The following is a 24,448-nucleotide window of genomic DNA, read 5'->3' as shown; positions in this document are numbered from 1 at the left end:
CCGATCCGCCGCGCGACGCGACGGAGAAGAGTCGTGCTCACCGGGCGGCGTTCGCCTTCCATCACCCGAGGAGCATGTCATGATCACGGCCGACCTCAGCTCGGCGGGACCCCGCAGCTGCCGGAGCCCGCGTCGTGCTGCCGGGCTCCCGGCCTCGACGGCACGCGACGGCAGCCGCACGGACGACGACCGGCCCCTCTGCCCCCAAGGCATACGGCCGTCTCTTTCCCACGCACAGGAGCCACACATGAACCACTCAGGGATGCACCACCCAGGCGGAACGGGGTACGCACCCCCTGTCGGAAACGCGGCGATCGAAGCCCATGGGCTCGGCAAGAAGTACCGGCGTGGCTGGGCGCTGCAGGATGTCTCCTTCCGACTGCCCGCCGGGCGGGTGTGCGGCCTGGTAGGCCCCAACGGGGCGGGCAAGAGCACCCTGATGAGCCTGGCCACCAACATGATCCAGGCCACGACCGGCACCCTGCGGGTGTTCGGTGCGGCACCGGGGTCGAGGGAGGCGGTCCTGCGGACGGCGTTCCTGTCCCAGGAAAAGTCGCTGTTCCGGCGCTTCACCGTGGCCGAGACCCTGCGGCTCGGCCATGAACTCAACCCCCGCTGGGACCAGGGTGTCGCGGAAGGCCTCGTCAGCGCGGGCCAGGTGCCGTTGTCAGCGAGGATCGGGACCCTGTCCGGCGGGCAGCGCACCCGCGTCGCCTTCTCCCTGGCTTTCGGCAAGCGCCCCGACCTGCTCATCCTCGACGAGCCGATGTCCGACCTGGACCCGCTGGTCCGCCGCGAGCTCATGGCCACACTGACGGCGGAGGCCGCCCAGCACGGTACGACGGTGCTGGTGTCCTCGCACATGCTCGCCGAGCTCCAGCACATCTGCGACTACCTTCTCGTCGTCGCGAACGGCGGTCTGCGGCTCGCGGGCGAGGTGAACGAACTGCGCGCCGCGCACGCCTGGTTCGCCGCCCCGGGCGGCGGCCCGTCGTCCGCCCTCGCACCGCACAGGGTCGTCGAGTTCCGCGGTGAAGAGGGCGGGCAGGGTGCCCTGGTACGCCTCGGCGGGCCGAACGAGTACGACGGGCAGGCCGAGCACCCCACCCTGGAGGAGCTTCTCCTCGCCTATCTGAGGTCACCCGACGGGCCTTCGCTGATCGCCCCCAGCGCCCAGGCCGGCGACATCCACGACATCATCGCCCGCGACCGGAACAACACGGTGACCGCATGACCACGCTCACTCACGACCCGGCCCACTCGGTGTCCGCGTGGCGCCCACGCGACGGACGCGGCTCCCGGCAGGCCGGCCCCAGGCTCGGCGGTACGTCCTGGCTCGTCTGGCGCCAGCACCGCGCCGCGTACTGGACCCTCATCGCCGTCACCCTTCTCGGCGTGGCCGTCATGGTCTGTCTGCGCGGGCAGATGATGGACCAACTGAACGCCCTGGACTCGCCCCCGAAGAAGTCGGACAGCCTTCCGCCCGATTTCGAGAAGCACACCAGCCGCCTGTTCGGCTTCGGGAGCTATCTGGGCTACCTCCCCATCCTGGTCGGTGTCTTCCTCGGTGCCCCGCTCATCGCGGGTGATCTGGAGTCCGGCACCGCCAAGCTGGTGACCTCGCAGTCCGTCAGCCGGCTGCGGTGGCTCACCACGAAGCTGGCCATGACCGCCGGGCTGATCGCCTTGTGCACCGCTGTGCTCGGCGCGGTGTTCAACTGGTGGTGGAGCCCGCTCAGGGGGCGCTCCGACACCCTGGAATGGACCAGCAGCGTGTTCTTCGACGGCACCGGGATCATGCCGGTGGCCTACGCCCTGCTCACCTTCACCGTGGGCGTGGCGGTCGGCATGGTCCTGCGCCGCACGCTGGTGTCGATGGTGGTCACGCTCGGCATCGTCGGGGCGATCGGGCTCGTCTGGGACCGCTTCCGTCTGGACCTGGGGAGCGTCCTGTCGGTCAGCACCCACAACGGCGTCGGTCCCGGTGCCGCGCCTCCGAAGCTGCCCGACCAGGCGGTGCAGCAGGGACAGGGCGCGTACTTCCTCACCAGCTCCGGAGACAAGCTGGACTGGACGACGTGCGTCGCTCAGTCGGAACACACCAAGGCACACACCGCCTGCCTGGAGTCGAAGCACGTCATCGGCTGGTCCATCGACTACCTCCCCGTCTCCCAGATGCACACGATGCAGTGGCTCGGAGCCGGCATCATGCTCGCCGTCACCGCAGCCGTCGTCGTCGCCTTCATCATCCCTTGGGCATCGATGGGCAAGGCAGCCGGGGCCGCTCAGCGCGTCGGAAGATCGATGGCGACCTTCAGCCGTTCGAGGTAGAACTCGAACCACGAAGTCGGGTTCGGGCGGGTAGAGGTCCCAGTCGACGACCTGCGCACCGAGGTCGACCAGCCGCCGGACCTCGGCCTGTTGTTCCTCCGCTGTATCGGTGATATGACGGGAAAACGCAGCCTCAACATCCGGCAAGCCTGATGATCGCTCCGCTCCGGGCGTGGGAGGCGCCCTCCGCGCTGGAACTCTCCCTCGCCCCGGGCCGCAGGCCGGTTCCCCCGGCCCCTGCGGAGCACGCTATATCCCGCGCCCTGCGGAGCACCGTTTCGCCGCCCGCTCCCGGGAGCGCGCAGCATGCGCCGGGTTGTCAGGTGCCCGTCCTTCCGCCACCGGCATCAGCGCTGGTTCGGGGGGTGACGACCACCGTCACCGTCGCCCCGGGCCGTGCGTGCACCCGTGCCAACGCCGTCCGGTTCGACGGGAGTACGGGCGTCGCGGTCCCTGCCGGTCCCGTCACCCGGACCCGCCATCCGCCAGGGCGTGGCGGTACGCGCACCTCGGTGATGCCGTGCCCCGCCCGGTACGCCAGCCGGTAGGCGCCGGTTTCCGGGGTGTGTTCCTCCGCGGCGAACTCGCCCGCCACGGCCGGGGCGTACGGGGCCGCCGTCTGCTCCTTGTTGGTGCGGAAGCGGCCCTTCTCGTCGACGGCGCAGTAGCCGCCCCCGTAACACCAGACGTAACTCGCCCAGCCCGAGCTGTAACGGTTCAGCGAGGCGAGCGCGTCGCGGTAGAAGCGGCCCATGTTGGGCAGGGCGTTGTTGAGCGGCCCCCACTCACCCACGACCACCGGGACGCCGTACCGTGCCGGGTAGTCGGTCACGGCCGCCTCGTAGGCCTCGATCCAGCCCGCGGCGGGGTCGTAGTCGTCGCCCGCCTCCATCGCTCCGTTGTAGAAGTGCGGCGCGTAGACGCCCTTGGGGTCGTCGATGCGGCCGAGGCCGGTCGGGACGCCCTCGCCCACGATCGGGGTCGGCTCGAAGAAGATCCAATTGTCGTCGTCGACAGAACGGATGGCGTCCGCGAGGCGGTTGTACATCGGGGTGAGCTGCTCCGCCTCGATGCGCCGGGCCGCCGTCGGCAGATCCTCGCCCGCCCGGATCTCGCCCATCGGTTCGTTGATCAGGTCGTAACCGATGACGGCCGGATGGTCGGCGAACCGGGCCGCCAGCACTCGCCACATACGTGCCTGAGCCCGCTGCAGATCGGCGTCCGTGTACAGATGGGTGAACGCGCGCTGCACGGCCGGCTCGAAGTATTCGGAGAACCAGTCGTCGGGACGCGGCTCGAAGGGCAGGCCGTCGGTCCTGGTGGCCCACGCGGGGATCCCACGGTGTCCGAAGGCGGGCCCGAAGACGTCCTGGTGGGCGTCGATCAGAACATGGACGCGGTAGCGGCGCGCCCAGTCCAGAACGCGCTCGATCTTCTTGAGGTAGTCCGCGCTGTAGTGGCCGCGCCGGGGCTCCAGGTCGTCCCAGAAGACCAGCAACCGGGCGAAGTTGAAGCCCTGATCGTGCAGATCCCTGAAATGGCGCTCGGTGATGGCCGAAAGCGCCTGCTCACCCCGGTGCTTCTTGTCCTCGATGTTCCAGCCGCGCAGGGTGAGTACCCGTCCGCGGTCGTCGGTGAGACGGGGCGGCTGCGGCGGCCCGGTGTCCGTGCCGGTCGCGACCGCGGGAGTGGACACCGCGCCGAGCAAGAGGGAGCCGACGAGCATGGTGAAGGCGGCGAGGGCGGCGAGCAGACGTCGGTACACGGGCGGGCCTCCGGGTCGGTCGTACGGTCGGTTCCTTGGGTCGTCGGTTCCTTGGTTCCTTGGTGCCGCAGATCCCACCAGCCGCCTGACGACCCATCAAGTCATCATCAGGCTGGACTTTCCTCGCCCCGCCTCCCGCCGGTTCTCCCGAGATCGGCTCCCCGACGCAGCCACTGCCGGCCGACCGACGGCCTCCTCCGCTCCGTCCGGCTGCGTCGCGCGCTCGCCCTCTTGCCGGCGCTCGGGCCCGGTGTACGGTCCTCGTCCGGGGCGAGCCCACGGGCGTCGACGGCGGCCCCGATGCCAAGCGCGGATGAGGAGCGAGACCAATGACCAGTGGCAATCGCGCAGCACCGCCCCGTTTGGGAAGCGAACGCGACACGCTGCGGGCTTTTCTCGACCACCACCGTGCGACCCTCGCCATGAAGTGCGAAGGGCTCACCGATGAGGAGCTGCGGAAGCAGTCGATGCCGCCCTCCACGCTTTCGTTGCTCGGTCTGGTACGGCACATGGCGGAGGTGGAACGTGCTTGGTTCCGCCGCGTGTTCGAGGACAACGACGCGCCCATGGTCTGGTCCGACAAGGTCGATTTCCAGGCGGCGTACGACGCGAGCACGTCGACCAGGGACGAAGCGTTCACGGCCTGGGAGGCGGAGGTGCGCCACTCACGCCGCATCGAGCGTGAGGCCGACACCCTGGAACGGACCGGGTATCAACCAAGGTGGGGCCAAGAGGTGTCGCTGCGCATGGTGATGGTGCACGTGCTTTTGGAGTACGGCCGCCACAACGGGCACGCGGACTTCCTGCGCGAAGGTGTCGACGGCACCGTGGGCGCCTGAGCCCGCAGCGCTCTCCGGCCCTTCCGGAAGTCGATGCGGTGGCCGCCATCGGTGGGGCGGTGGGCGTTTACGACCCGACAGCCCGTCCAGTGTCCGGAGAGCGGCAGTCGGTCGGCCGGTGGAAGCGGCGCCGAGACGGGGTCCGCCTGGAACGACTGGAGCATCGGGGCAGCGAAGCGCCGTGAGGCCGCAGCCCGTACCTCGGGCGACCCCGCGGATGCCCTCGTTCGCCATCAACGCCAGGCTGACGCCCTCCAGCACGAAGTCCCGCCGCAGGGTGCCCGCTTCCTTCGCGCGTCGTACGAGGTCGAGCAGCAGTTGCAGCGTGCGATCACACTCCTCGGCGAAGCCGGCTGCTCGGTGAAGGCCTCGATCAGCAGCGCTTCCTTGCTCGGAAGGTGCCGGTGGACGGTCGCGACGCCCACCTGTGCGCGCCGGGACATCCATCCGGGTCCTCGACCGGTCGCCGTCGGCGCAGGACACACCGTGCTGGTGCACGGCGCGGCGGGCGGGGTTGGGCACGATCGCCGTCCAGCTCGCGGTCGCCCGCGGTGGCACCGTCATCGGTACGGCGAGTAAGCACAGCCACGACTTCCCGCGCTCCCTCGGTGTCGAGCCGACAACCTACGGGGAAGGGCCGGCCGAACGGGTCCACGCGCTCGCACCGGCCGGGGTGGCCGGGGTGTTCGACTGCGCCGGAGGAGCGCTGCCCGACCAGGTCGCCATCGCCGGGGACCCGGCGCGGCGGCGTTCCCGCTCGCCGAGACTGCGGCGGCGCACGAGCTGAGCCGGAGTCGTCACGCCCCGTGGAAAGATCGTGCTGGTGAGCTGAGCCGGTGCCCGTCGCGGGCACGACGAGTCCGGGGACCCGGGTCGGGCGAAGGTGCACAGCCGTACGTATCCGTGCGTCAGTCCTCGGGCTTGCGTCTCCAGGGCCGGCGGCGCAGTCTGCGTCGACGCTTTCGCTCGTTGTCACCCCGCCGGGCCCGGCTCCAGAACCAGCCGGCCGGCGGCTCGTCGGAGCGCCACGGCTCCCGCTGGGGGTATCCCTCCCGCTGCCACCGGGCGGCCAGCGCCCGGGTGCGGGCCGCCGGCTCCGTCACGCCGGCGGCGCGGATGAACGCTTCGTCGAACTCGACGGGACCGGTCTCATCGGGGCCGGTCCCGTCAGGGCCGGTCTCGTCGGGGTCCGTCTCGACGGGATTCCCGTGGGAGGGGGCGGTCCCGGGGGCTGTGGCTGCAGCCTGGGAGCCGTCCGTCCTCTCCGGAGCATCCGCTTCGGACGGCCGAGAGGTTTGCGACGAAGCAGCCGCGTCCTCGGGCGAAGCTCCGTTCTCGGGGCCGCGGCTGCTCTGCCCGTCACCGCCCGGCCCACCACCGCTGTCCCTGACCATCGCGACCTCCTCACCTCTCCAGACTAAGAAAGGGGAGCTTCGGGACCTTCCCGCGCTCGATGAGAAACAGCTGAGAAATCTGCTCAGCGGCGGGCGCGAGCGCGGGCCTCCCGCGGTGGGGGGATGAACTGCAGCTCCAGTGCGACCGGCGGCTCGGCGACGCCCGGCCCACCGGCGGCGGCCCAGTGCAGCAGGTCATCGGTGCAGTCGTCGTCCATGGCGAAGCCGACCCAGACGGCACGCGCGCCGGCCCGGCGCCCGGCTGTGGAGGGCTGGACGACGATGACGTTGGCCTGGCCGCAAGGGCCGAGGCAGTCCGTCGTACGGACGGCGAAGCGTCCGCCGGATGCGGCGGCGCCCGTGCGTAGTCGGTCGAGCTGCCAGGCGTGGTTGGTGCCGGGGTGCTTGGCCGGGTTGCCGCAGCAGCAGCCCCGGCACACCACCAGAGTGCAGGGCCGCTGCCCGGCCGCGCGGAGCACGGAACGGTTCACAGCGCGCTCCTCGGGGGCACGCCGCACGCCTGCATCCGCGCGTCGTCGCGGCCGACGGCCGACGGCGACGGGCCCGGCGGAGCGGTGCCCGCCGGGGTTGTGGCCGGGGCTGTGGCCGGGAGGTTCCAAACGGGCACGTATGACTCCTGTCGGTTCGGTCGGCGGGGGAGCAGGGAGGGAAGAGCGGCCCCTGGGCCGTCCTCTGGCCCGGCCTCCCGATCCGTCCAGCAGCGGCCTCCACGGATAGCACGGCCGGACGGTGCGCGGCGGACGGGGGGCCGCTCGTGTCCGTGAGGGGGCCGGGGGGAGCCGGGGGTTGGCCGTGGCGGGAGGGGGAATCGGGCCGGAGGAGGCCCAAGGGGCGCAGGCAACGGGGCCGGGCCAGGCATGTGTTGAGTCGTTTCAATCTCTTGTTGCCCGGGTCTTGTTCCGGCGTCGGGGGCGGGCCTAGTGTCCCTCGCGAGGAAAGCGCTTTCTGTCCTCTGCCGCCTCCCCTGTTCCTGCCCCACCTGTGCTCGCCACCGCTGTTTGCGTGCGCGTCGCTCCAGCACCCGCGCGCGTCCGTGCTCCTCCGTGCCCCACCCCTCTGCCCCCACAAGGAGCCTCTTCCGTATGCCTGTTGAGACCTCTCCCGTCCGTGCCTCCGTCATCGGCACCGGTGGAATCGTCACCGGTAGCCATCTGCCGGCGCTGCGCGCGCACGCCGACCAGGTGCGCCTCGTTGCCGCCGTCGACGTGGACGAGAGACGGCTTGCGGCCTTCCGTGACCAGGCCGGAGAGCATGTGGCCGGCTACCACGACACCGCGCGGATGCTCGCCGCCGAGCGCCCCGATCTGGTGCTGATCGGCACACCTCCTTCGCTGCACACCGAGCAGGTGTGCGCCGCGCTGGAGGCCGGCGCCTGGGTGCTGTGCGAAAAGCCGCTGTGTCTCTCGCTCGCCGAGTACGACGAGATAGCCGCCGCCGAGCAGCGGTGCGGCGAGAAGTACTCCGGCGCCGGCGGCGGCCGGCATGGCGGCGGGCCGGGCGGGCCGTACGCGTCCGTCGTCTTCCAGCACCGCTACGGCTCCGGCGCCGTCCACGCCCGTGAACTGCTGACCGCCGGGGAGTTGGGGCGCCCTCTGGTCGCTCACTGCCAGACCACCTGGTACCGGGATGCCGCCTACTACGGCGTTCCGTGGCGCGGCCGGTGGAGCACCGAGGGTGGCGGTCCCACGATGGGGCACGGCATCCACCAGATGGACCTGCTGCTGCATCTGCTGGGCGACTGGAGCGAGGTCCGGGCGATGGCCGGCCGGCTGGTGCACGCCGTGGAGAGCGAGGACGTCTCCACGGCCCTCGTACGGTTCGAGAGCGGGGCGATGGCGACCGTCGTCAACAGCGTGCTGAGCCCCGACGAGGTCAGCCGTATCCGTATCGACTGTGCGGACGCCACCGTGGAGTTGACCCATCTGTACGGCCACCGCAACGACGACTGGGCGTACACCCCGGCGCCGCACGTGGACGACCGCGGGCCGCGCAGCACCCGCTGGCGCACTCCCGCAGCGGATGTCCCCAGCTCGCACGCCGCCCAGCTCGGTGACTTCCTGGATGCCCGGGAGAAGGGGGTCCGACCGCCCGGCAGCGGCCAGGACGCGCGCCGGACCCTGGAACTCGCCGCCGCCGTCTACAAATCGGCCTTCACCGGCCGGCCTGTCGGTGCGGGAGAGATCGCCCCCGGCGACCCGTACTACCGCGCCATGCACGGCAACCACCCCGACTGGGCACCGAAGGAGCGGACCGAACAGTGACGAGCGCACCGACCACCGCAGCCGGCACCCTCACCGTCACCCACGTACACGGCGAACGCGTCAGTGTGCGCGCTGCCGGCGGAAGCGAGCTGATGGCATACGTGTACGCGCCCGACCCCGATCCGTTCGAGTCCCGCAAGCCGTACGCACACCCGCTGCGGACCCTCGGCGGGCGTACGGTGACCGGCTACCGGCCCAACGACCACCGATGGCACAAGGGCCTGCAGATGACAGCCAGCCACTTGTCCGGGCAGAACTTCTGGGGCGGCAACACCTATGTGCACGGGGAGGGTTATCTGCCGCTGCGTGACCGGGTGGGGTCCATGCGACACGACGGCTTCGACGCGTTCGAGGTCAGCGACGCCGCGCTGCACTTCACCGAACGGCTCACCTGGGTGGAGAACGGCGGCGCCGAGTGGGCGAGCGAGACGCGCTCCGTCGCGCTGCACTCCGTGGACACCGAGGCCGGCGCCTACGCCCTGGACTGGTCGATCGAGCTGACCAACACCCGTGATGAGCCGCTGCACTTCGGCTCGCCCACCACGCACGGCCGTGAGATGGCCGGGTACACCGGTCTGCACTGGCGGGGGCCCCGCGCCTTCACCGGAGGGCAGGTGCTGGTCCGGGGCGGGCCGAGCACCGACAAGGCCATGATGGGGCAGTCCGCCGCCGATCACCCCTGGCTGGGCTTCGTCGGCGAGCACGACGACGTGGACGGACACGCGACCGTCGTCTTCGCGCACGCGCCGGAGAACGCCGAGGCCGTACACCCCTCCCACTGGTTCGTCCGCTCCGAACCGACACCCACCGTCGCCTTCTCCTGGGCGTTCTTCGAGGAGTTCGAGCTGCCGCCCGGCAACAGCTTCCGCTACCGCTACCGCGTGCTGATCGCCGACGGGGCATGGGAAGCGGACGCCGTCGACCGGTATCTGTCCGCTCTGCCCTGGTGACGGGCACCAGGGAGCGCACCCACCGACGAAGGGAGACCCGCCGTGCTGGACGCACCCTTGCCGGGCGGCATCGGCCTGTCCCATATCAGCGCCTACACCTGGCAGGCAGTCGACGGTGTGTGTGGCGGCAGCCCGCACATCCATCTGGCTTGCACCGAGGCGTACGTCGTCACCCAGGGGGAGGGGGCGGTGCAGACCCTGACCCTCGACGACGGTTTCACCGAGACACCGCTGGCGCCCGGCTCGCTCGCCTGGTTCACGCCGGGAACCGTGCACCGCATGGTCAACGGCTCCGGGCTGCGGGTCACCGTGCTGATGCAGAACAGCGGTCTGCCGGAGGCCGGTGACGCGGTCTTCACCTTCCCGCCGCATGTGCTCGACGACCCGGACGCCTACGCCGCCGCCGCCACGCTGCCCGGCACGGCCGGACCCGAGACGGACAGCGCAGCGCTCGGACGGCGCGACCTCGCCGTCGAGGGCTTTCTGCTGCTGCGCGAGGCCCTGGCGGACGGTGACACGGGAGCGCTGCGGGCCTTCCACCGGGCCGCCGCACGGATCGTCGCTCCCAAGGTGACCGCTTGGCGGGAGCGCTGGCGGCACGGGGCCCTGGCGGCGGCCGAGCGCACCGGGGAGCAGCTGGACGCGCTCGCCGAGGGCGACCCCTCCCACCTGGCCGCCGCCCACGCGTACGCCGCCGGCCCCACCCGGCGCGGTGGCTACGGAATGTGTGGACGCCGCGACGAGTACGCGCTCGCGGGCACCACCCTGCCGTACTACGGCGAGTAGTGTCCGCGCCTCTTGGCGGGTCAGCGTCCGGCGCCGTCCTCCGGCGCGCGTCTCCCACCGCTCTCGGCCCCCTTGCCACCGCATCCCCCCTCCCTCCCGCCGTCCACGAAAGGTCCCTTCCTCATGTACCGACCCAGAACGCGGGCGTTCGGTGCCGCAGCCGCCGCGTTCGCGCTGTGCGCTGCTCTGGCCGGTTGCAGCCAGGGCGCCTCGGCGGCGGGCGACGACAAGGTCGTGCTCCGGTTCACCTGGTGGGGCAACGCCGATCGCGCGGCCCGCACAGAGAAGGCCGTCGCTGCTTTCGAAAAGGCTCACCCGAACGTCGACATCCGGACGTCCTACTCCCCGTACGAGGCCTACAAGCAGAAGCTCGCCACCCAGGCGGCGGGCGGGGACGCGCCCGACATCGCCCAGCTCGACTACCGGCAGATCAGCCAGTACGCCGGGTCCGGAATCCTCCTCGACCTCGCCGAGCAGCGCAAGGCCCTGCCGACCGGGCAGATGGACAAGTCGCTGCTGAGGACCGGCCAGTTCGAGGGGAAGCAGTACGCCATCCCGATGGGCGTGGGCACCCAGGCACTCGCGTACGACAAGAAGGCGTGGCGCGAGGCGGGTCTGCCGCCGCCGCGTCCCGGCTGGACGTGGGACGACTTGGAGAGCGTCCTGCGCGAGGTGAAGCGCGAGCACGACAGCCCGGTGATGACGGACCCCGGCTCGATGGAGGACTGGTTCGAGGTCTGGCTGCGCTCCCGGGGCAAACGCCTCTACGACGACAAGGGCCAGGTCGCCTTCAGCGAGGCCGACCTGACGCGCTATTGGACGTACACGAGCAAGCTGCGCAAGGAGGGGCTGGTCAGCCCGGCCGAAGGCACCACGCAGTTGGACGGTTCCGTGGAGAACTCGCCCATGGGCCGCAAGAACGCGATGGCGGAGTTCAACTGGGACGCGCCCTCGGCCGGTTTCGAGGCGGTCTACGGTGACCGGCTCGCTCTGGCACCGATGCCGGCAGGTGAGAACGGCACCATGGGCCAGTACTACAAGCCCTCGATGCTCATCGGTATCTCCGCCAAAAGCTCGCACCCGCGTGAGGCCGCCCGCTTCATCGACTTCCTCCTCAACTCCGACAAGGCCGCAGACATCCTCACCGTCGACCGCGGCACGCCGGTCAACAACCGACAGCGCGAGCGGATGCTGCCGAACCTCACCGGCTTCCAGAAGGCCGTCGCCGATCTGCAGGAGTCGCTCGAGGGCAAGTTGAAGGCCCCGCCGACAGCACCCCCGCGCGGTGACAACGCTCTCCAGTCGGTCTTCCAGAAGGATTACGACCAAGTGGCCTTCGAGAAGGCCTCCCCGCGCCGGATGGCACAGCAATTCCTCACCGAGGCAAGAGCGGAGCTGAGGCCGTGATGCCCCCTACTCCCACCACATCACCCGCAGCAGCCACCGCACCGGGCGCCGACGGCACGAACGCTGCCGCAGGGCGGGCACGGGCCGGAGCCCCCGGCCGTCGTCCCGGCCGCAGCGGCGGACGCACGCCTCGCAGGGAACCGCAGGGCCCCGCCTGGATCTTCCTCTCGCCGTGGGTGCTGGGCGCGGCCGTCCTGACCCTGCTGCCGATGGCGGTTTCGCTGTATCTGTCGTTCACCGACTACAACCTGTTCGACCCGCCGTCCTGGATCGGGCTGCGCAACTACGTGCAGATGTTCACCGAGGACCCCAGGCTGCTGCGTTCGGTCGGCAACACCCTGCTGTACGTCCTGGTCGCCGTGCCACTGCAACTCGCCCTGGCGCTGGCAGCAGCCGTCGCGCTCAAGTCGATGCGGCGCGGCAAGGACTTCTACCGCTCGGCCTTCTACGCGCCCTCACTGCTGGGCGCCTCCATGAGCATCGCACTGGTCTGGCGGGCGCTCTTCAACGACGGCGGCACCGTCGACAATCTTCTGAGCACGTTCGGTGTGCACACCGGAGGCTGGGTCAACCGGCCCGGCTGGGCCCTGCTCACCGTCGCCCTGCTGACCGTCTGGCAGTTCGGGGCGCCCATGGTCATCTTCCTCGCCGGGCTGCAACAGATACCCGGCGAGCTCTACGAGGCCGCGGCGGTGGACGGGGCGGGCCGGTGGCGGCAGTTCGTCTCCATCACCCTGCCGATGCTCTCCCCGGTGCTCTTCTTCAACCTGGTGCTCCAGACCATTCAGGCGTTTCAGGTCTTCACCCCCGCCTTCGCGGTCAGCGGCGGCCGGGGTGGTCCCGCCGACTCGACACTCTTCTACACCCTCTATCTCTACGACCGCGGCTTCACCGCCTCCCACATGGGCTACGCCTCCGCGATGGCCTGGATGCTGCTGCTGGCCATCGGCATCGTCACCGCGGTGCTCTTCCGCACCTCCCGCTCCTGGGTCTTCTACGCCAACGAGGAGGGCCACTGATGTCCGCGCACGCCACCGCGAGTCCCCCGTCCGGCAGGGACGTACCCCCTGCTCGAAGAGCTCGCGGGCGGGGCGGCTGGCCCCGCGTCGCGCTGCACGCCGGATGCCTGGGCGCGCTCATCGTGCTGCTCTACCCCCTGGCGTGGCTGGTGGCCACCTCGTTCAAACCGGCGGACGAGGTGCTCTCCAGCCTGGCCCTGCTGCCCTCCCGGCTCGCCACCGAGAACTATTCGACGGCGGCGGACGGTATCGAGGGCGTCAGCCTCCTCCAGCTGTTCGGCAACTCGCTGACCATCTCGCTCGGCGCCGTACTGGGCAATGTGCTCAGCTGCTCACTGGCCGCCTACGCCTTCGCCCGGCTTCGCTTCCGGCTGCGCGGGCCGCTGTTCGCGTTCATGATCGCCACCATCATGCTGCCGCATCACGCGGTGCTCATCCCGCAGTACATCGTCTTCAACCAGCTCGGCATGGTGAACACCTTCTGGCCGATGGTGCTGCCGAAGTTCCTGGCCACCGACGCGTTCTTCGTCTTCCTCATGGTGCAGTTCATGCGCGGCCTGCCGCGTGAGCTCGACGAGGCCGCGAAGATCGACGGCTGCGGTCCCTTCCGCACCTTCGCACGCATCGTCCTGCCGTTGACCAGACCCGCGCTCATCACCACCGCGATCTTCACCTTCATCTGGACCTGGAACGACTTCTTCACCCAGCTGATCTACCTGTTCGAACCGAGCAAATACACCCTCACCCTCGCGCTGCGTACCTTCGTGGACACCTCCAGCCAGTCCGCGTACGGGCCCATGTTCGCGATGTCGGTGATCGCGCTGCTGCCGATCGTGCTGTTCTTCCTCGCCTTCCAGCGGCTGCTGGTCGAGGGCATGGCCAACTCCGGACTGAAGGGCTGACGCGATGAGCACACCCCAGGGCGTACGCGAGCGGGGAGAGCTGTTCAGCCCGCGCTTCGAGCTCTTCGCCGACGTGCTCAGCATCGGGCTGGCCACCGCCGTGGCCGCCCTACCGCTGGTCACGGCACCGGCCGCGCTGGCTACGGCCTGCGCTGTACTGCGCCGCCGCCGGCTGTACGACGAACCGTGCACCGCCAGGCGCTACCTGACCGTCCTGCGGGCCCGGGAGGATCGACGCGGAGACCTGGCCGCGGGAGCCGTGCTGCTGGCGGCCTGCGCCCTGCTGGCCGCAGACGCGGCACTGGTGGCGGCGGGACTGCCAGGCGCCGCGCAGTTCGCTCTCTTCCTCGCCGCCGCGGCGGCCGTCGCGGCCCTGGTGGGGCTGCGCGCCTGCGCGGGATACCGGGCCGGGGCGGGCCACGGCTGGCGGGCGGCCTGCCGGGATGCGGCGGGCCGGGCCGTGCGGGACGTGCCGGGCAGCGTGCTGGTGCTGCTCGCACTGTGCACAGCAGGCATGTGTGTCTGGGCGCTGCCACCGTTGCTGTTCCTGGTAGCGGGGCCGTTGGCGGTCGCACTGACCGCCGTCGAGCTGCGCCTGCGCTGACCGTGCCGTCACCGGGGCCGGTGACGCCGCTCGCATCGGGCCCCCGACATGCAGTCGGGCCCCGGACATGCAAAGGCCCCGGCCAGCGGGGGAACCGGCCGGGGCGGAGGCCCCTGGCCGGTGGGGGGGAATACCGACCGGGGCCTGTTCGGGGTGGTCTACGGAAGGGCGGTCGCCTCTCGGCGGTGGGCTCCATGGGGCTTCAGCCGAACGATCTTCCCCATGGGCGACAGGTGAGGCCCGGGGACACTGTTCCCTTCCGCAGCCACGTCCTTTACAACGGCAACGGGGTCCCCGGTGTTCCGCCCGAATCGCTCCTTTCGTGTGATCTGAGTCATAGCCGGGCACCGTGCATCGCTCTCCTCGCCCGGTCAGTCCAGGTCGGACATGTCGAGTACGAAGCGGTGGCGGACGTCGTTGCGCCGTAGCCGGTCCAGGGCTTCGTTCACCCGCGCCGAGGCGAGCAGCTCGATGTCTGCGGTGATGTCGTGCTGCGCGCAGAAGTCGAGCATGGCGGCGGTCGCCCGCCGACCGCCGCTGCCTGCCGAGCTGAGCTTCTTGCGTCCCACGAGCAGGTCCATCGCTTCCAGGGTGACGGTACCGAGGTGCCCGAGCAGGCTGAGTGTCCCGTCCATGGCGACCAGACGTAGATAGGCAGCGAGGTCGTGCGGGGCGGAGATGGTGTCGATGACGATGTCGAAGCGGTCGCGGGCGTCGGCCATCTGGTCCGGGTCGGTGGAGACCAGCAGGCCGTGAGCGCCGAGGCGCCGGGCGTCGTCGCCCTTGTCCGGCGAGCGGCTGACGACCCAGGTCTCAGCGCCGAGTGCCACCGCCAGCTTCACCGCGAGATGGCCCAGGCCGCCCAGCCCTGCCACCGCGACGCGGACTCCCGGCCCCGCGCCGAGCGCCTGGAGCGGCTCCCAGACGGTGATCCCGGCGCAGAGCAGCGGGGCCGCGGCGGCCGGGTCCAGGCCGGGGGGCAGGGGGTGGGCGAATCGGTCGCGGAGGACGTATTCGCGGGAGTAGCCCCCAAGGGTGGTCGATCCGTCGTGGCGGTCGACGCCGCCGTAGGTCAGAGTCGGAAAGGCACGGCAGAAGTTCTCCTGGCCGCAGCGGCACATCGCGCACTCACCGCAGGAATCGACGATGTTGCCCACCGCCACCGGGTCGCCGGGGGCGAAGCGGGTGACCTCGGAACCGGTCTCGGTCACGACGCCCGTGAACTCGTGCCCCGGCACCAGGGGCGTATGTGCTGCGCTGTCGAGGGCGTCCAGGGCGTGCAGATCGGTGTGGCACACACCGCAGTAGTCCACCCGGACCGCGAGATCGTCGGGGCGCAGGGCGCGTCGTTCCACCGGCACCCGCCGCAGTGTCGGTGCCGGGTCCGCTTGCCAGCCAACTGTGGTCCGCACGGTACCTCATCTCAAACAGACTGTTCGGTCTGTTTCACGGTAGACGGAGGCGGGAGGCAAAGCAAACCAACTGTTCTGTTTGGTACGGTGGCGGACATGGTCGACCAGCCCCTGACCTCGCGCGGAGCCGCGACGTACAAGCGCATCCTGGAAGTGGCCACCCAGGAGTTCGCCGAGCACGGGATCGCCGGGGCACGCATCGAGCGGATCGTGGCTGCAGCACGCACCAACAAGGCGCAGCTCTACGCCTACTTCGGCAGCAAGGAAGGGCTGTTCGACGCCATCTTCTTCGGCTCTTTGGAACGGATCGTCAACGTCGTCCCGATCGACGCCACGGACCTCGCGGACTGGGCCGTGCGTCTCTACGACGAATACCTCCGCCGTCCCGACCTCATCCGGCTGGCCACCTGGGCGCGTCTGGAGCGGCGCCCGACGGGACACCTGGTGGATGACCCCAACCGCCTCGACGACGGCAAACTGCGCGCCATCGCTGACGCGCAGACCGCCGGCCTGGTGCGCGAGGGGGACCCGTTCGACCTGATGGCCATGGTCATCGCCATGTCGATGGCGTGGTCGCCGGTCAGCAATGTCTACGCGGCGACCGCCCAGGAACCCCCGGAACTGCATGAGCAGCGTCGCGCACTGCTCCGCGAGAGCGTCCGGCGCGCGACGACAGCCGGATAGCCGACGACTGCCGCGCAGCTGAAGGAGGAGCCGGCCGGCGACCGGACTTCGGACGCCCGGCGGCCCGGGGACGGGCTGGGCCGCGGCGCGCACGCCTCACCGTGCTTCATGCCGGCGCCTCTCACGCGGACGACCGCACCGCGTACCGGGGGGCCCGTGCGTAGGACCAGAAGGCCGCCGTCTGGAGTCCCAGCACGACGACTCCGAGAAGGCCGTGGTACCACCGCCAGCCCACGCCGAGGCCGAGGAAACCGTCCACGATCAGGACCACCATGCCCGCGCCGACGCCGACGGACGTGAGAGCGAGAGCGACCAGCATCAGCGGGCGCGGTATCCGGCGTCCCACGCCGACCACCGTCGCCAGGAACAAAGCCGCGCCCAGCAGGCCGTTCGACGCCGCGAGCCACTGCGCAGTGGCCACGTCCATCACATCGCGGGCATAGCTCTCGTACTCAGCGGCGGGTACCACGGGTCCGCCCGGAAACCCCAGCTTGCCCTGTGCCGCGAAGACGGCCTTGCCGAGGCCGTACCCGAGGAACAGCACCACCATCGCCCAACCGGGCCACCGCACTTGACGCCCTGCTTCGCTTGCCATGCGTCGAACCGTAGGCAGGGGCGACGCGGCAGCCATCACACAGCGGGACGATCCCGCTCAGCCGCGCGGAGGAGACGTTCTCCTCCGCGTCGGTCCGGGCGGACGTGACGGGATCAGCGTTCCAGTCCGGTGAGGTCGACAGCGGCCAGGCGCTCCGGGTCGGACAGGATGTCGATGGCGACGATCTTCTCGCCGGAGACGGTGAAGCTCATGACCGAGAACAGCGCGCCCCCGACGGTGTTGACCAGGCCGGCCATACCGTTGACAAGCGCGGGGCGGCTGGTGGAGGCGGTGGCCATGCGATGGAAGGTGGCGGCCTGACCGGCCACCGAGTCGATGCCGCGCAGGACCTTCATGCCACCGGGCAGCGCCTTTCCACCGTCGGCGCGCAGCACGACTTCGGGGTCCAGGACGGCTACCAGCGCGTCGAAGTCACCACCGCGCGCAGCGGCGAGGAAGGCGTCGACGACCCGGCGCTGGGCGACCGGGTCGGGGTCGGGCTCCGGGGCCGCGCCCTGGACGCGCTGCCGGGCGCGGCTGGCGAGTTTGCGTGCGGCGGTCGGTGTGCGGTCGATGACCGGCGCGATCTCGTCGAACGGCATACCGAACATGTCGTGCAGGACGAAGGCCAGCCGCTCCGGTGGGGTGAGGGACTCCAGCACCACCAGCAGGGCCAGCCCGACCGAGTCGGCGATCAAGGCCTCGTGTTCGGGATCGGTGGCCTGTCCGCTCACGATCGGGTCCGGCAGGCGGGACTCCAGAGGGTCTTCGCGCCGTTGCGTGCGTGAGCGCAGCATGTCCAGGCAGACCCGGCCGACGACCGTGGTCAGCCAGCCACCGAGGTTGCCGATGTCGCCCGCCCCGGTGCGGGCGAGCCTCAACCACGCCTCCTGGACGGCGTCGTCTGCCTCGGTCAGGGAACCGAGCATCCGGTACGCCACCGCTTTGAGATGTGTGCGGTGCTCTTCGAAGCGCTCCGCCAGAAGGTCTCGTTCGTTCACCAGTCTCTTCCGTTCATCATCGCCCATGTGGTTGTTGCCGCCTCAAGGGTCGGCCGGCTGGTCGCTCCGCACGCCGATCCGGCCTCGGCCCCACTCCGGGGCGCAGGCCGGATCGTCTCGTACGGAAGCGAAGTGTCGGTCTCACGCCCAGGGGTCGGTGAACGACCGGCCGGGAGTCGGCTTGGCGATGAGAGCGAGAGCGGTGAAGAAGTTGACCTGTCCGATGGCGATGGTCAAGGTCGCGAGCGCCTTCTCGTCGTAGTGCTCGGACACCTGGGCGTACAGCTCGTCGGGCACCCGCTCACCGTGCGCGGACGGCTGGAGGACCGCTTCCACCAGAGCGAGCGCGGCACGCTCGGCGCCGGTGAAATACGGTGCGTCCGGCCAGGACGACACCGCGGTGATCCGCTCTTCCGATTCGCCGGCCTTGCGGAGGAATCCTGTGTGCAGGACGGTCAGGTAGGTGTTGCCGACGAGCTGGCCGGCGCGCAGCTGGACGAGACTGATCGTGGTCCGCGGCACCGAACGGTTACCTGTGGCTTTGAACAGCGCCGCCGACACCTCCGCCAGCTCCGGGACGAGCTCCAAGGGGTCCTGGGACATCCGCGGGCCCACCGGTACCTCAGCAGTGATCGAACGTGCTTCCATGGTCGACTTCCCTTCGTACTTCGTACTTCGTGCTTCGCGGCTTCGTGTTCCGTACGCCGCGCTTCGCGCTTCGCTGCCGCTTGCACCCCTATGACGGATCGAGGCCGAGGGATGTGACCGATCGACGAGAGGCACTTCGGCAGCGTCGCAAGGCGGCGTGGCCACGGGGCCTCACCAGGGGTGTGACCAGGGGGCATCAGCGTCATCAGCCCGGCGTCGGGTGCGCAGTGGTGGGACAATGCCGGGGTGGAACTGCTTCAGGCATGTCGCGCGGCAGGTATCGGCACGGTCGCCAACAGCGAGCACACCGGCCGGCCTCGACTGCACCGAGCCCTCCCGGCTCTGTCGGCGCGCCTGGTCGTCAGCCTCGGAACACCCATGGACATCTGGTACGGCGGGCACGCCCGGACCATGCAGGCCGTGGTTGCCGGACTGATGCGCCCTGGCGTGGCAACGCCGTCCCTCACCCTGCGGCCGCACCAGCCGATCGTCTACGTCGACCTGTCGCCCATGGCGGCGCAACGTCTGGTAGGAGTACCGCTCAGCGAAGTGGACGCGGGCGGCGTCGGTGCCGATGTGCTCCTGCCGTGGGTGAGCCGGTTGAGCGAGGAGCTCGCGGACCACCCGGCCGACCAACGGGCTTCGCTCCTGCGGATTCGGCTCCTTGAGCGTCTTGAGGAAGCCGCACGGCTGGACGTGTCCCGAGACGCCTTCGAGGCGCTGAAGATCATCGGTCTCGGCAGGGGACAGATGTCCGTCGAGGAGCTGGCCCGCCGGGTGCATCTGAGCCCACGTCGACTGCGGCATGTGATGCGCAGCGCGCTCGGGGTCGGCCCGAAGTTCGCCTCACGCGTCGCGCGGCTGTCGGCTGCCGTCACTCGGGCCGGTCAAGGGGCCGACTCCTGGGCCCGGATCGCGGCCGAGAGCGCCTACCACGACCAGAGCCATCTCGTGCGGGACTTCCACGACCTGATGCAGACGACACCGACCGCCTGGCTCGCGGAGGAGGGCCGAAATCTACAAGGCCGGCGACACCCTTCCCCGTGATCGTGGAGCCATGACCAGTGCACTCCACCCCAAGTTGCTCGTATCCGACGCCGACGCGGCAATCGACTTCTACGCAAAGACGCTGGGAGCGACGCCGACCATCCGAGTGGCCGACGACCATGGTGTCGTCAACCACGCCGAACTCACCCTGGGCACCGCGGTTCTTGCGCTGGCGCAGAGCGTCGAGGAATGGGGGTGGCACGATCCCGCGTCGCTGGGAGGCTCACCCGTCCTCGTCACGGCCAACGTGTCGGACCCGGACGCGACAGCAGATCGCATGGTGCAGCTGGGAGGCGAGCTCGTGATCCCGGTCGAGGACCGCCCGTACGGCAAGCGGCAGGGCAGGGTGAGGGACCCGTTCGGGCACCTTTGGGTGATCAGTGGTGATCTCCGTGAGGGTGCAGCACACCCCTCATGAGGTGACGTCCACGTCCCGCCTGCCGAGCGCACTGCTGACCGAAGAGACAGGAGGCTGTCGGCGGCAGCCCCGGCTTTCAGGGCGCCCGTGCCCGCCGCCGCCCCTCCGGTACGGGTGCGTGGGGTGTCCATGGCGAGACGGTGGAAGGCGCAGGCCTCCGGGGTCTGGGGGTGCGCCCGGCAGAGTTGGCCGCTCCTGCATTGCCCACTACGCCGACCCTCGACCTCGTCCAGTGGTCAAAGGCTGGTGAGCAGGTCGTCGAGTGGGGCGGGTACGCGGTCGGGGTCGAGGGCTTCGACGAGGACGCGGCCGTAATGGATCTTGCGCCCTTTCTTCGTCCCGAAGAAGCGCCGCAACTGCTGCTGCGAAGTGCGGTCCTGCTGTGCGGGCTGGCGCAGGAAGGTCTTCAGTGCGCGCAGGTCGCCCTCCACCCGGACGAGTTCCTCCACCCGTGTCGCTCCCAGCGCGCGGATGAGCTCGTCCTCCAGATCCGCCGCACAGACGAAGAACCCGGGATGTGCCGCACCGGCCCGCTCCAAGGCGCGGGCGTAGTAGCGACGTTCCGCCTCGTCGCACAGTCCGGTGAGGCGGAGGCCCAGTCCGGGCGGTCCGAGGAGGTGGGCGAAGCGGCCGACGCTCATGGCGCCGCCCATCGACAGGACGCAGACGCCTTCATCGGCCAGGTTCCGGCCGCGTCTCGCGGCAAGCGCGCTGACCGCTGCGGCGTCGCTGGGCCCTTCGAGCAGGACAACTGCCCGGACGGACAAGCGTGCGGCCAGCTCCCGCGCGGAGTCGCCGGCGCCTCCGGCCGCCCACGAGGTGACCGCTTCCCGGAACGACTCCATGTCATCCATGGGACGAGTCTCCGCTTTTTTCCGGCCACCCCGGTAGTGAATTTCCGGCGCGCGGCGCCGGTGGGGGAGAGGGGGCCGCGGGCGGTGTTGAACCGGACGCCGACATCAGCACCCACCCCACTTGACGCCTGGCGTGTCAGGGAGCCCGGTGGCGACGAGGGCTGTGGCAGCGGCAGCGGTGCGTGCGAGATGCGGTGTCCGCACAGTGAGCCTCCCGGGTTGCTGACGGTCATGACTACGGCAGGCCAGGCAGTGACGGGCCGGCGTCGGCGGATGTTCCGGGCAGGGCCGAAAGACCTGGGCAGCCCCGTTGCGACGACGGTGCAATGGGCGACGATGCCCGCAGGACGGGGGCCTTGCCGTGCGGCCGGTTCGCCTTCGACGTCCCTCACCGGCGGTTCGGGGGCCGGGGTATCCCACCCCGCAGAGCGCCCGGATCCCATCCGCAGACCGCCCAACCCCCGGCCATCGCCCGGTCCGGACAGATCGCGACCGAGCCCTCCGGGCCGTCACCGGGATCGGCGCGGCGAGCGCCGACGCCGCCACCGCGGACGACGAGGCCTGATAAGGATCTCCGGAGCCGGCCCCGGCTCTCACCAGCTGTCAGACCGGCTCCTCGACAGTTGGCGAAGATGTCGTGTGTGGACGCAGCACCATGAGCGAGCCTTCCAAGGTCGCCACCATGGCGAAGGGGAACCGGTCGAGCTCGAGGCAGAGCGCAACGTCATCGGGATGGACTCCTTGACGCACTCCCTCCGCCAGTTCGCCGGCGGCGCGTGACTCGGCGGCGCGGTGGAGGAACTCAGCAGCATCGGTCCCGGTATCAGCGGCCCTTCGAGCGATGTATTGAGCACACGCCAGATCCTCATCGGCCTGACCGTCCTCGCCAGTGACCACGAATGTGACGCTCTCACTCTTGCGTGCCCGCAACAGTTGAGCCGTTGCCTCCGCAACGACGAAGCCGGCGCACAGCACCAGTGCTGCTTCCTTGACCGCAAGGGCGCCGACCGTCCCTGCCGTGGTCTTCTGCACTACGGTCCGCCCGCCGAGGTCGACGGACCGCAGCAGGCCGGGCGAGTTGACGGTGTCGAACCCGGGCGCCGGCGGACCGTCTTTGAGCGTCACCCAATCCGGGTGGCGGTCCTTGAGCGTCAGGGCTTCGTCCAGCGACTCAGCAAGAACGATCTCTTCCGCCCCCCGGGCGAACGCCCAGGCAGCCACCGTGAAGGCACGCATGACATCGACCACGACCGCCACGGAGGGGGCTTCGGCCAGATCAGCGATGCCGAGAAACCGAGCATCCATGTCGATCACGATCGCTCATACCCGACCCGAAGCCCCTGGAAAGTGGTACGCGTCACATCGAAAGCGCCGGAACGCGACATCGCCGCCTCCGACATGTGGGCCGGCGCCGACTCGGCGCGGGGCGACGAGAAACGGCGGACCGGTCGGCCACGTCGGTCGGGTGGGCACGTCGTCCCGCCCCGTCCCGCCCGCCTCGTCCAGTCAGGTCAGGTCAGGTCGGCGGATCGGAGACGGTCGGGGCGGACTCGGCTTTGGCAACTGCGGTCATCAGCTGCTCCTGTACCGCTTTGGGAAGTGGGTCCCCGTGAACGGTGCGTACGAGGTCGTCGGCCAGCTGGCGCAGTTTGGTGTTGGTGTTCTGGGAGGTCGCGACGAGCACGTCCCAGGCCGTCTCGGGGCTCAGGTGGAAGGTGGCCATGAGGATGCCGCGGGCCAGGTCGATGGTCGGCCGGGTCTGCATGGCTCGTCGCAGATGGAGCACCTCGGTTCGCAGATCTTGCTCGGTGTCCTGGTGCGATCCGTGGGTGTCGGCCGCATCCGCGGCTTCCTGGTCCAGATGAACGAACAATTCCCGGGCTCCTGTGAGGTCGAGCAGCCGCTCGACTTGTGGACTGCTGGCGCGAAGCGTGACCGTCTTTCCCTGTGCGAGCGCCTGCCGACGCAGGTCGAGCAGGACGTTGAATCCCGCACGGTCGCAGAACTCGACTCCGGTCAGATCCAGGTCGATGCCGTTGCCCGACCGGCGGAGGGCCTGGGACAGGTCAGGCAGGAGACGCTGCCCCTGGAGGTCGAGGTCCCCCCGCAGGCTCACGCGTATCCGGTCGCGGTCCGGCACCGTGCCGATGGTCGCCAGGCATGGCGGGGGCGACTCCGGGATGTCGCCGCCGCCGGTCTGCGAGTTCTCAGCAGTGGCCGGCGCGGTGAGAGGTTGCGCGGAGAGCGCAGGTTCCGACATGGGCTTCTCTCCCCTTCTGCGGAGCCCGTCTCGGTCTCAGGGCCGCTTGCCCGACCCGCACACGCCGATCATACGTGAACTTGAGTACCTGTTTTTGAGTGCGTGAATCTTGGGCCGGTAGACTCAGCCCATGGATGGAGTGCCCGAGCCACACACTGGATGGACGTTTCTGACCAATCACGCACGGGTGCTGGCAGCTATCGCTGACAACCACAACGCCCGCATCCGTGACATCGCCGTGCACTGCCGGCTGACCGAGCGTGCTGTACAGAAGATCATTTCCGACCTGGAGCGGGACGGTTACCTCTCCCACACCCGTGAAGGGCGCACGAACACGTACCGGATCGACCCCAGCAAGGTGCTGCGTCACCCTGCCGAAGCCGGCCTCACGGTGGCCTCGCTGTTGTCCTGGCTCGTGCAGGACGAGGCCGACCGCAAGACGGCCACCCACGATCGAAGTCGCCCCCACGCCACTGCCTGAGGACCGATCACTTCGATCGGGGACGGGCTCGGCGCCGCCGCGCAAACTGGTGAGGTTCCCATTGCCGGCGCCGTGCGGCGGCGGCGCTCGCCGAGGTCCCGGGCGCGTGCTGGCGCCCGCTGGACGAAGCCGAGTCAGGGCGGACGGGTCAAGGCGGACAGGGCGGACAAGGAGGTGCACCGGCTCCGCCGGTGCCGCGAAAGGGCACCGTCCGCCTCGTCTGCCAGACTCTTCAGGTGATCGTCAGACTTGCGCGGGAGCAGGATCTCCCCGGGTTCCTCGACCTGGCAGCCCAGGTCGAGCACTGGTTCGGCCCGATGGTTGCGGATCCCGATTTCCACAGGGCCGTGGCCCAGCACATACGCCGGTCCACGGCGCTCGTCGCCGTTGCGGGGCCGGTGCTCCTCGGTGGCCTGCTGTTCGGCGCGCAGGCCCCGACTTACCACGTCCACTGGCTCGTCGTCTCGGAGCAGGCGCGGGGCAAGGGCGCCGGTCGTGCGCTGATGGCGGACGCCGTGCGCCGGTTCGTGCAAGGGCCGGGCAGCATCGAGGTGGTCACCTTCGGGGCGGACCACCCGGGAGCGGTTGCCAGCGGGGCACGCGTCTTCTACGAAAGCCTCGGTTTCACCGCGGCTGAGGCCACCGATCCGGGCCCGGAAGGCGGTTCGCGGCAGATCTACCGCCGGGCCGTCGCCTGACGCCTGCGCCACCGCCGCGCCTGGTACGACTTCCTCAGCTCGATCCTTGTGCGGTGTCCCCCGGGGCGCGA

At 70.1% G+C, this 24,448-nt stretch carries 25 protein-coding genes and 2 pseudogenes; 16 read left to right on the top strand and 11 right to left on the bottom strand.

Annotation, left to right across the window (positions count from 1 at the left end):
* The first annotated feature begins 247 nt into the window (after nt 1-247).
* Both KBY19_RS08365 and KBY19_RS08360 read left to right on the top strand, forming a co-directional pair.
* Entirely contained in the window at nt 248-1,234 is a 987-nt protein-coding gene (locus tag KBY19_RS08365; RefSeq protein WP_210965503.1) for an ABC transporter ATP-binding protein, read from the top strand.
* Nucleotides 1,231-2,331: an ABC transporter permease subunit gene (locus KBY19_RS08360; protein WP_210965502.1), complete on the top strand. Its 1,101-nt coding sequence runs from the start codon at nt 1,231-1,233 to the stop codon at nt 2,329-2,331. The genes KBY19_RS08365 and KBY19_RS08360 overlap by 4 nt, the downstream gene beginning before the upstream one ends.
* A 6-nt stretch (nt 2,332-2,337) precedes the next feature.
* Here the strand turns inward: KBY19_RS08360 and KBY19_RS36315 are convergent.
* Both KBY19_RS36315 and KBY19_RS08355 read right to left on the bottom strand, forming a co-directional pair.
* Nucleotides 2,338-2,442, bottom strand: a pseudogene (locus KBY19_RS36315) (VOC family protein); the annotation flags it as partial.
* Nucleotides 2,443-2,650: 208 nt separating this feature from the next.
* Entirely contained in the window at nt 2,651-4,096 is a 1,446-nt protein-coding gene (locus KBY19_RS08355) for a cellulase family glycosylhydrolase (RefSeq protein ID WP_307843469.1), read from the bottom strand.
* 329 nt (nt 4,097-4,425) lie between these two features.
* Between KBY19_RS08355 and KBY19_RS08350 the strand changes: the two genes are divergently transcribed.
* Entirely contained in the window at nt 4,426-4,935 is a 510-nt protein-coding gene (locus KBY19_RS08350; RefSeq protein ID WP_210965501.1) for a DinB family protein, read from the top strand.
* Between the two features lie 468 nt (nt 4,936-5,403).
* A pseudogene (locus tag KBY19_RS08345) lies at nt 5,404-5,767 on the top strand (zinc-binding dehydrogenase); the annotation flags it as partial.
* A 76-nt stretch (nt 5,768-5,843) separates the two neighbouring features.
* Here KBY19_RS08345 and KBY19_RS36310 read toward each other — a convergent pair.
* Nucleotides 5,844-6,329: a hypothetical protein gene (locus KBY19_RS36310; RefSeq protein WP_247690744.1), complete on the bottom strand. Its 486-nt coding sequence runs from the start codon at nt 6,327-6,329 to the stop codon at nt 5,844-5,846.
* A gap of 83 nt (nt 6,330-6,412) precedes the next feature.
* Entirely contained in the window at nt 6,413-6,820 is a 408-nt protein-coding gene (locus tag KBY19_RS08335) for a (2Fe-2S) ferredoxin domain-containing protein (RefSeq protein WP_210965500.1), read from the bottom strand.
* Nucleotides 6,821-7,432: 612 nt separating this feature from the next.
* Between KBY19_RS08335 and KBY19_RS08330 the strand changes: the two genes are divergently transcribed.
* The 7 genes from KBY19_RS08330 (at nt 7,433) to KBY19_RS08300 (ending at nt 14,279) form a co-directional block, all read left to right on the top strand.
* A complete protein-coding gene (locus KBY19_RS08330) occupies nt 7,433-8,611 on the top strand; it encodes a Gfo/Idh/MocA family protein (RefSeq protein ID WP_210965499.1) in 1,179 nt (392 codons plus the stop codon).
* Entirely contained in the window at nt 8,608-9,561 is a 954-nt protein-coding gene (locus tag KBY19_RS08325; protein ID WP_307843468.1) for a PmoA family protein, read from the top strand. Before KBY19_RS08330 ends, KBY19_RS08325 begins: the two co-directional genes overlap by 4 nt.
* Before the next feature lie 42 nt (nt 9,562-9,603).
* Nucleotides 9,604-10,347 (top strand): cupin domain-containing protein, encoded by a 744-nt coding sequence (locus KBY19_RS08320; protein WP_210965498.1) that lies wholly within the window; start codon nt 9,604-9,606, stop codon nt 10,345-10,347.
* A gap of 123 nt (nt 10,348-10,470) precedes the next feature.
* On the top strand, nt 10,471-11,754 hold the full coding sequence (locus tag KBY19_RS08315; RefSeq protein WP_210955600.1) for an ABC transporter substrate-binding protein: 1,284 nt from the start codon (nt 10,471-10,473) through the stop codon (nt 11,752-11,754).
* Nucleotides 11,754-12,773 carry a carbohydrate ABC transporter permease gene (locus KBY19_RS08310; RefSeq protein ID WP_185019115.1) on the top strand — a complete coding sequence of 340 codons (1,020 nt, stop codon included), beginning with the start codon at nt 11,754-11,756 and terminating at the stop codon, nt 12,771-12,773. The genes KBY19_RS08315 and KBY19_RS08310 overlap by 1 nt, the downstream gene beginning before the upstream one ends.
* Nucleotides 12,773-13,675: a carbohydrate ABC transporter permease gene (locus KBY19_RS08305; RefSeq protein ID WP_210965497.1), complete on the top strand. Its 903-nt coding sequence runs from the start codon at nt 12,773-12,775 to the stop codon at nt 13,673-13,675. Before KBY19_RS08310 ends, KBY19_RS08305 begins: the two co-directional genes overlap by 1 nt.
* A 4-nt stretch (nt 13,676-13,679) precedes the next feature.
* The gene (locus KBY19_RS08300) at nt 13,680-14,279 is read left to right on the top strand and encodes a hypothetical protein (protein WP_099885972.1); all 600 of its coding nucleotides are present in this window, start codon (nt 13,680-13,682) and stop codon (nt 14,277-14,279) included.
* A 371-nt stretch (nt 14,280-14,650) separates the two neighbouring features.
* On the opposite strand, the gene KBY19_RS08295 is transcribed toward KBY19_RS08300, so the two are convergent.
* On the bottom strand, nt 14,651-15,691 hold the full coding sequence (locus KBY19_RS08295; protein ID WP_210965496.1) for an NAD(P)-dependent alcohol dehydrogenase: 1,041 nt from the start codon (nt 15,689-15,691) through the stop codon (nt 14,651-14,653).
* Nucleotides 15,692-15,787: 96 nt separating this feature from the next.
* On the opposite strand from KBY19_RS08295, the gene KBY19_RS08290 reads away from it, so the two are divergent.
* Nucleotides 15,788-16,375, top strand: coding sequence for a TetR family transcriptional regulator (locus tag KBY19_RS08290; protein ID WP_210965495.1), 588 nt, complete (start codon nt 15,788-15,790; stop codon nt 16,373-16,375).
* A gap of 121 nt (nt 16,376-16,496) precedes the next feature.
* On the opposite strand, the gene KBY19_RS08285 is transcribed toward KBY19_RS08290, so the two are convergent.
* From KBY19_RS08285 to KBY19_RS08275, 3 genes are all read right to left on the bottom strand, one after another.
* A complete protein-coding gene (locus tag KBY19_RS08285) occupies nt 16,497-16,970 on the bottom strand; it encodes a hypothetical protein (RefSeq protein WP_210965494.1) in 474 nt (157 codons plus the stop codon).
* Between the two features lie 113 nt (nt 16,971-17,083).
* Nucleotides 17,084-17,971 (bottom strand): RNA polymerase sigma factor SigJ, encoded by an 888-nt coding sequence (gene sigJ / locus KBY19_RS08280; RefSeq protein WP_307843467.1) that lies wholly within the window; start codon nt 17,969-17,971, stop codon nt 17,084-17,086.
* Nucleotides 17,972-18,112: 141 nt separating this feature from the next.
* Nucleotides 18,113-18,619 carry a carboxymuconolactone decarboxylase family protein gene (locus tag KBY19_RS08275; protein WP_210955604.1) on the bottom strand — a complete coding sequence of 169 codons (507 nt, stop codon included), beginning with the start codon at nt 18,617-18,619 and terminating at the stop codon, nt 18,113-18,115.
* A gap of 246 nt (nt 18,620-18,865) precedes the next feature.
* On the opposite strand from KBY19_RS08275, the gene KBY19_RS08270 reads away from it, so the two are divergent.
* Together KBY19_RS08270 and KBY19_RS08265 are read left to right on the top strand one after the other, a co-directional pair.
* Nucleotides 18,866-19,666, top strand: coding sequence for an AraC family transcriptional regulator (locus KBY19_RS08270; protein WP_210965492.1), 801 nt, complete (start codon nt 18,866-18,868; stop codon nt 19,664-19,666).
* Between the two features lie 10 nt (nt 19,667-19,676).
* Entirely contained in the window at nt 19,677-20,084 is a 408-nt protein-coding gene (locus tag KBY19_RS08265) for a VOC family protein (RefSeq protein ID WP_099885978.1), read from the top strand.
* A 236-nt stretch (nt 20,085-20,320) separates the two neighbouring features.
* Here the strand turns inward: KBY19_RS08265 and KBY19_RS08260 are convergent, their stop codons facing one another.
* The 3 genes from KBY19_RS08260 to KBY19_RS08250 form a co-directional block, all read right to left on the bottom strand.
* Nucleotides 20,321-20,938, bottom strand: coding sequence for a TOPRIM nucleotidyl transferase/hydrolase domain-containing protein (locus tag KBY19_RS08260; protein WP_185019119.1), 618 nt, complete (start codon nt 20,936-20,938; stop codon nt 20,321-20,323).
* A gap of 603 nt (nt 20,939-21,541) precedes the next feature.
* Nucleotides 21,542-22,243: a 2-phosphosulfolactate phosphatase gene (locus KBY19_RS08255; protein ID WP_185019645.1), complete on the bottom strand. Its 702-nt coding sequence runs from the start codon at nt 22,241-22,243 to the stop codon at nt 21,542-21,544.
* A gap of 211 nt (nt 22,244-22,454) precedes the next feature.
* On the bottom strand, nt 22,455-23,198 hold the full coding sequence (locus tag KBY19_RS08250) for an ANTAR domain-containing protein (RefSeq protein ID WP_099885980.1): 744 nt from the start codon (nt 23,196-23,198) through the stop codon (nt 22,455-22,457).
* 130 nt (nt 23,199-23,328) lie between these two features.
* Here KBY19_RS08250 and KBY19_RS08245 point away from each other — a divergent pair, with 130 nt between their 5' ends.
* Both KBY19_RS08245 and KBY19_RS08240 read left to right on the top strand, forming a co-directional pair.
* Nucleotides 23,329-23,679 carry a helix-turn-helix domain-containing protein gene (locus KBY19_RS08245; RefSeq protein WP_099885981.1) on the top strand — a complete coding sequence of 117 codons (351 nt, stop codon included), beginning with the start codon at nt 23,329-23,331 and terminating at the stop codon, nt 23,677-23,679.
* A 236-nt stretch (nt 23,680-23,915) separates the two neighbouring features.
* Complete coding sequence (locus KBY19_RS08240) at nt 23,916-24,377, top strand: GNAT family N-acetyltransferase (RefSeq protein WP_210955608.1); 462 nt, start codon at nt 23,916-23,918, stop codon at nt 24,375-24,377.
* The last annotated feature ends 71 nt before the right edge of the window (nt 24,378-24,448 follow it).

It is taken from the genome of Streptomyces sp. B15, from assembly GCF_018070605.1.
Classification (GTDB): Bacteria; Actinomycetota; Actinomycetes; order Streptomycetales; family Streptomycetaceae; genus Streptomyces; species Streptomyces smyrnaeus.
This window is presented reverse-complemented; position numbering and strand designations above follow the sequence as displayed.

Bases quoted from the DNA above. Each gene is read 5' to 3' on its own strand.
- KBY19_RS08265 (WP_099885978.1), top strand. From the start codon at position 19,677: ATGACCAGTGCACTCCACCCCAAGTTGCTCGTATCCGACGCCGACGCG.
- KBY19_RS08310 (WP_185019115.1), top strand. From the start codon at position 11,754: ATGCCCCCTACTCCCACCACATCACCCGCAGCAGCCACCGCACCGGGC.
- KBY19_RS08305 (WP_210965497.1), top strand. From the start codon at position 12,773: ATGTCCGCGCACGCCACCGCGAGTCCCCCGTCCGGCAGGGACGTACCC.
- KBY19_RS08290 (WP_210965495.1), top strand. From the start codon at position 15,788: ATGGTCGACCAGCCCCTGACCTCGCGCGGAGCCGCGACGTACAAGCGC.
- KBY19_RS08275 (WP_210955604.1), bottom strand. From the start codon at position 18,619: ATGGAAGCACGTTCGATCACTGCTGAGGTACCGGTGGGCCCGCGGATG.
- KBY19_RS08255 (WP_185019645.1), bottom strand. From the start codon at position 22,243: ATGGATGCTCGGTTTCTCGGCATCGCTGATCTGGCCGAAGCCCCCTCC.
- KBY19_RS08350 (WP_210965501.1), top strand. From the start codon at position 4,426: ATGACCAGTGGCAATCGCGCAGCACCGCCCCGTTTGGGAAGCGAACGC.
- KBY19_RS08330 (WP_210965499.1), top strand. From the start codon at position 7,433: ATGCCTGTTGAGACCTCTCCCGTCCGTGCCTCCGTCATCGGCACCGGT.
- KBY19_RS36310 (WP_247690744.1), bottom strand. From the start codon at position 6,329: ATGGTCAGGGACAGCGGTGGTGGGCCGGGCGGTGACGGGCAGAGCAGC.
- KBY19_RS08315 (WP_210955600.1), top strand. From the start codon at position 10,471: ATGTACCGACCCAGAACGCGGGCGTTCGGTGCCGCAGCCGCCGCGTTC.
- KBY19_RS08365 (WP_210965503.1), top strand. From the start codon at position 248: ATGAACCACTCAGGGATGCACCACCCAGGCGGAACGGGGTACGCACCC.
- KBY19_RS08300 (WP_099885972.1), top strand. From the start codon at position 13,680: ATGAGCACACCCCAGGGCGTACGCGAGCGGGGAGAGCTGTTCAGCCCG.
- KBY19_RS08250 (WP_099885980.1), bottom strand. From the start codon at position 23,198: ATGTCGGAACCTGCGCTCTCCGCGCAACCTCTCACCGCGCCGGCCACT.
- KBY19_RS08260 (WP_185019119.1), bottom strand. From the start codon at position 20,938: ATGGATGACATGGAGTCGTTCCGGGAAGCGGTCACCTCGTGGGCGGCC.
- KBY19_RS08360 (WP_210965502.1), top strand. From the start codon at position 1,231: ATGACCACGCTCACTCACGACCCGGCCCACTCGGTGTCCGCGTGGCGC.
- KBY19_RS08245 (WP_099885981.1), top strand. From the start codon at position 23,329: ATGGATGGAGTGCCCGAGCCACACACTGGATGGACGTTTCTGACCAAT.
- KBY19_RS08285 (WP_210965494.1), bottom strand. From the start codon at position 16,970: ATGGCAAGCGAAGCAGGGCGTCAAGTGCGGTGGCCCGGTTGGGCGATG.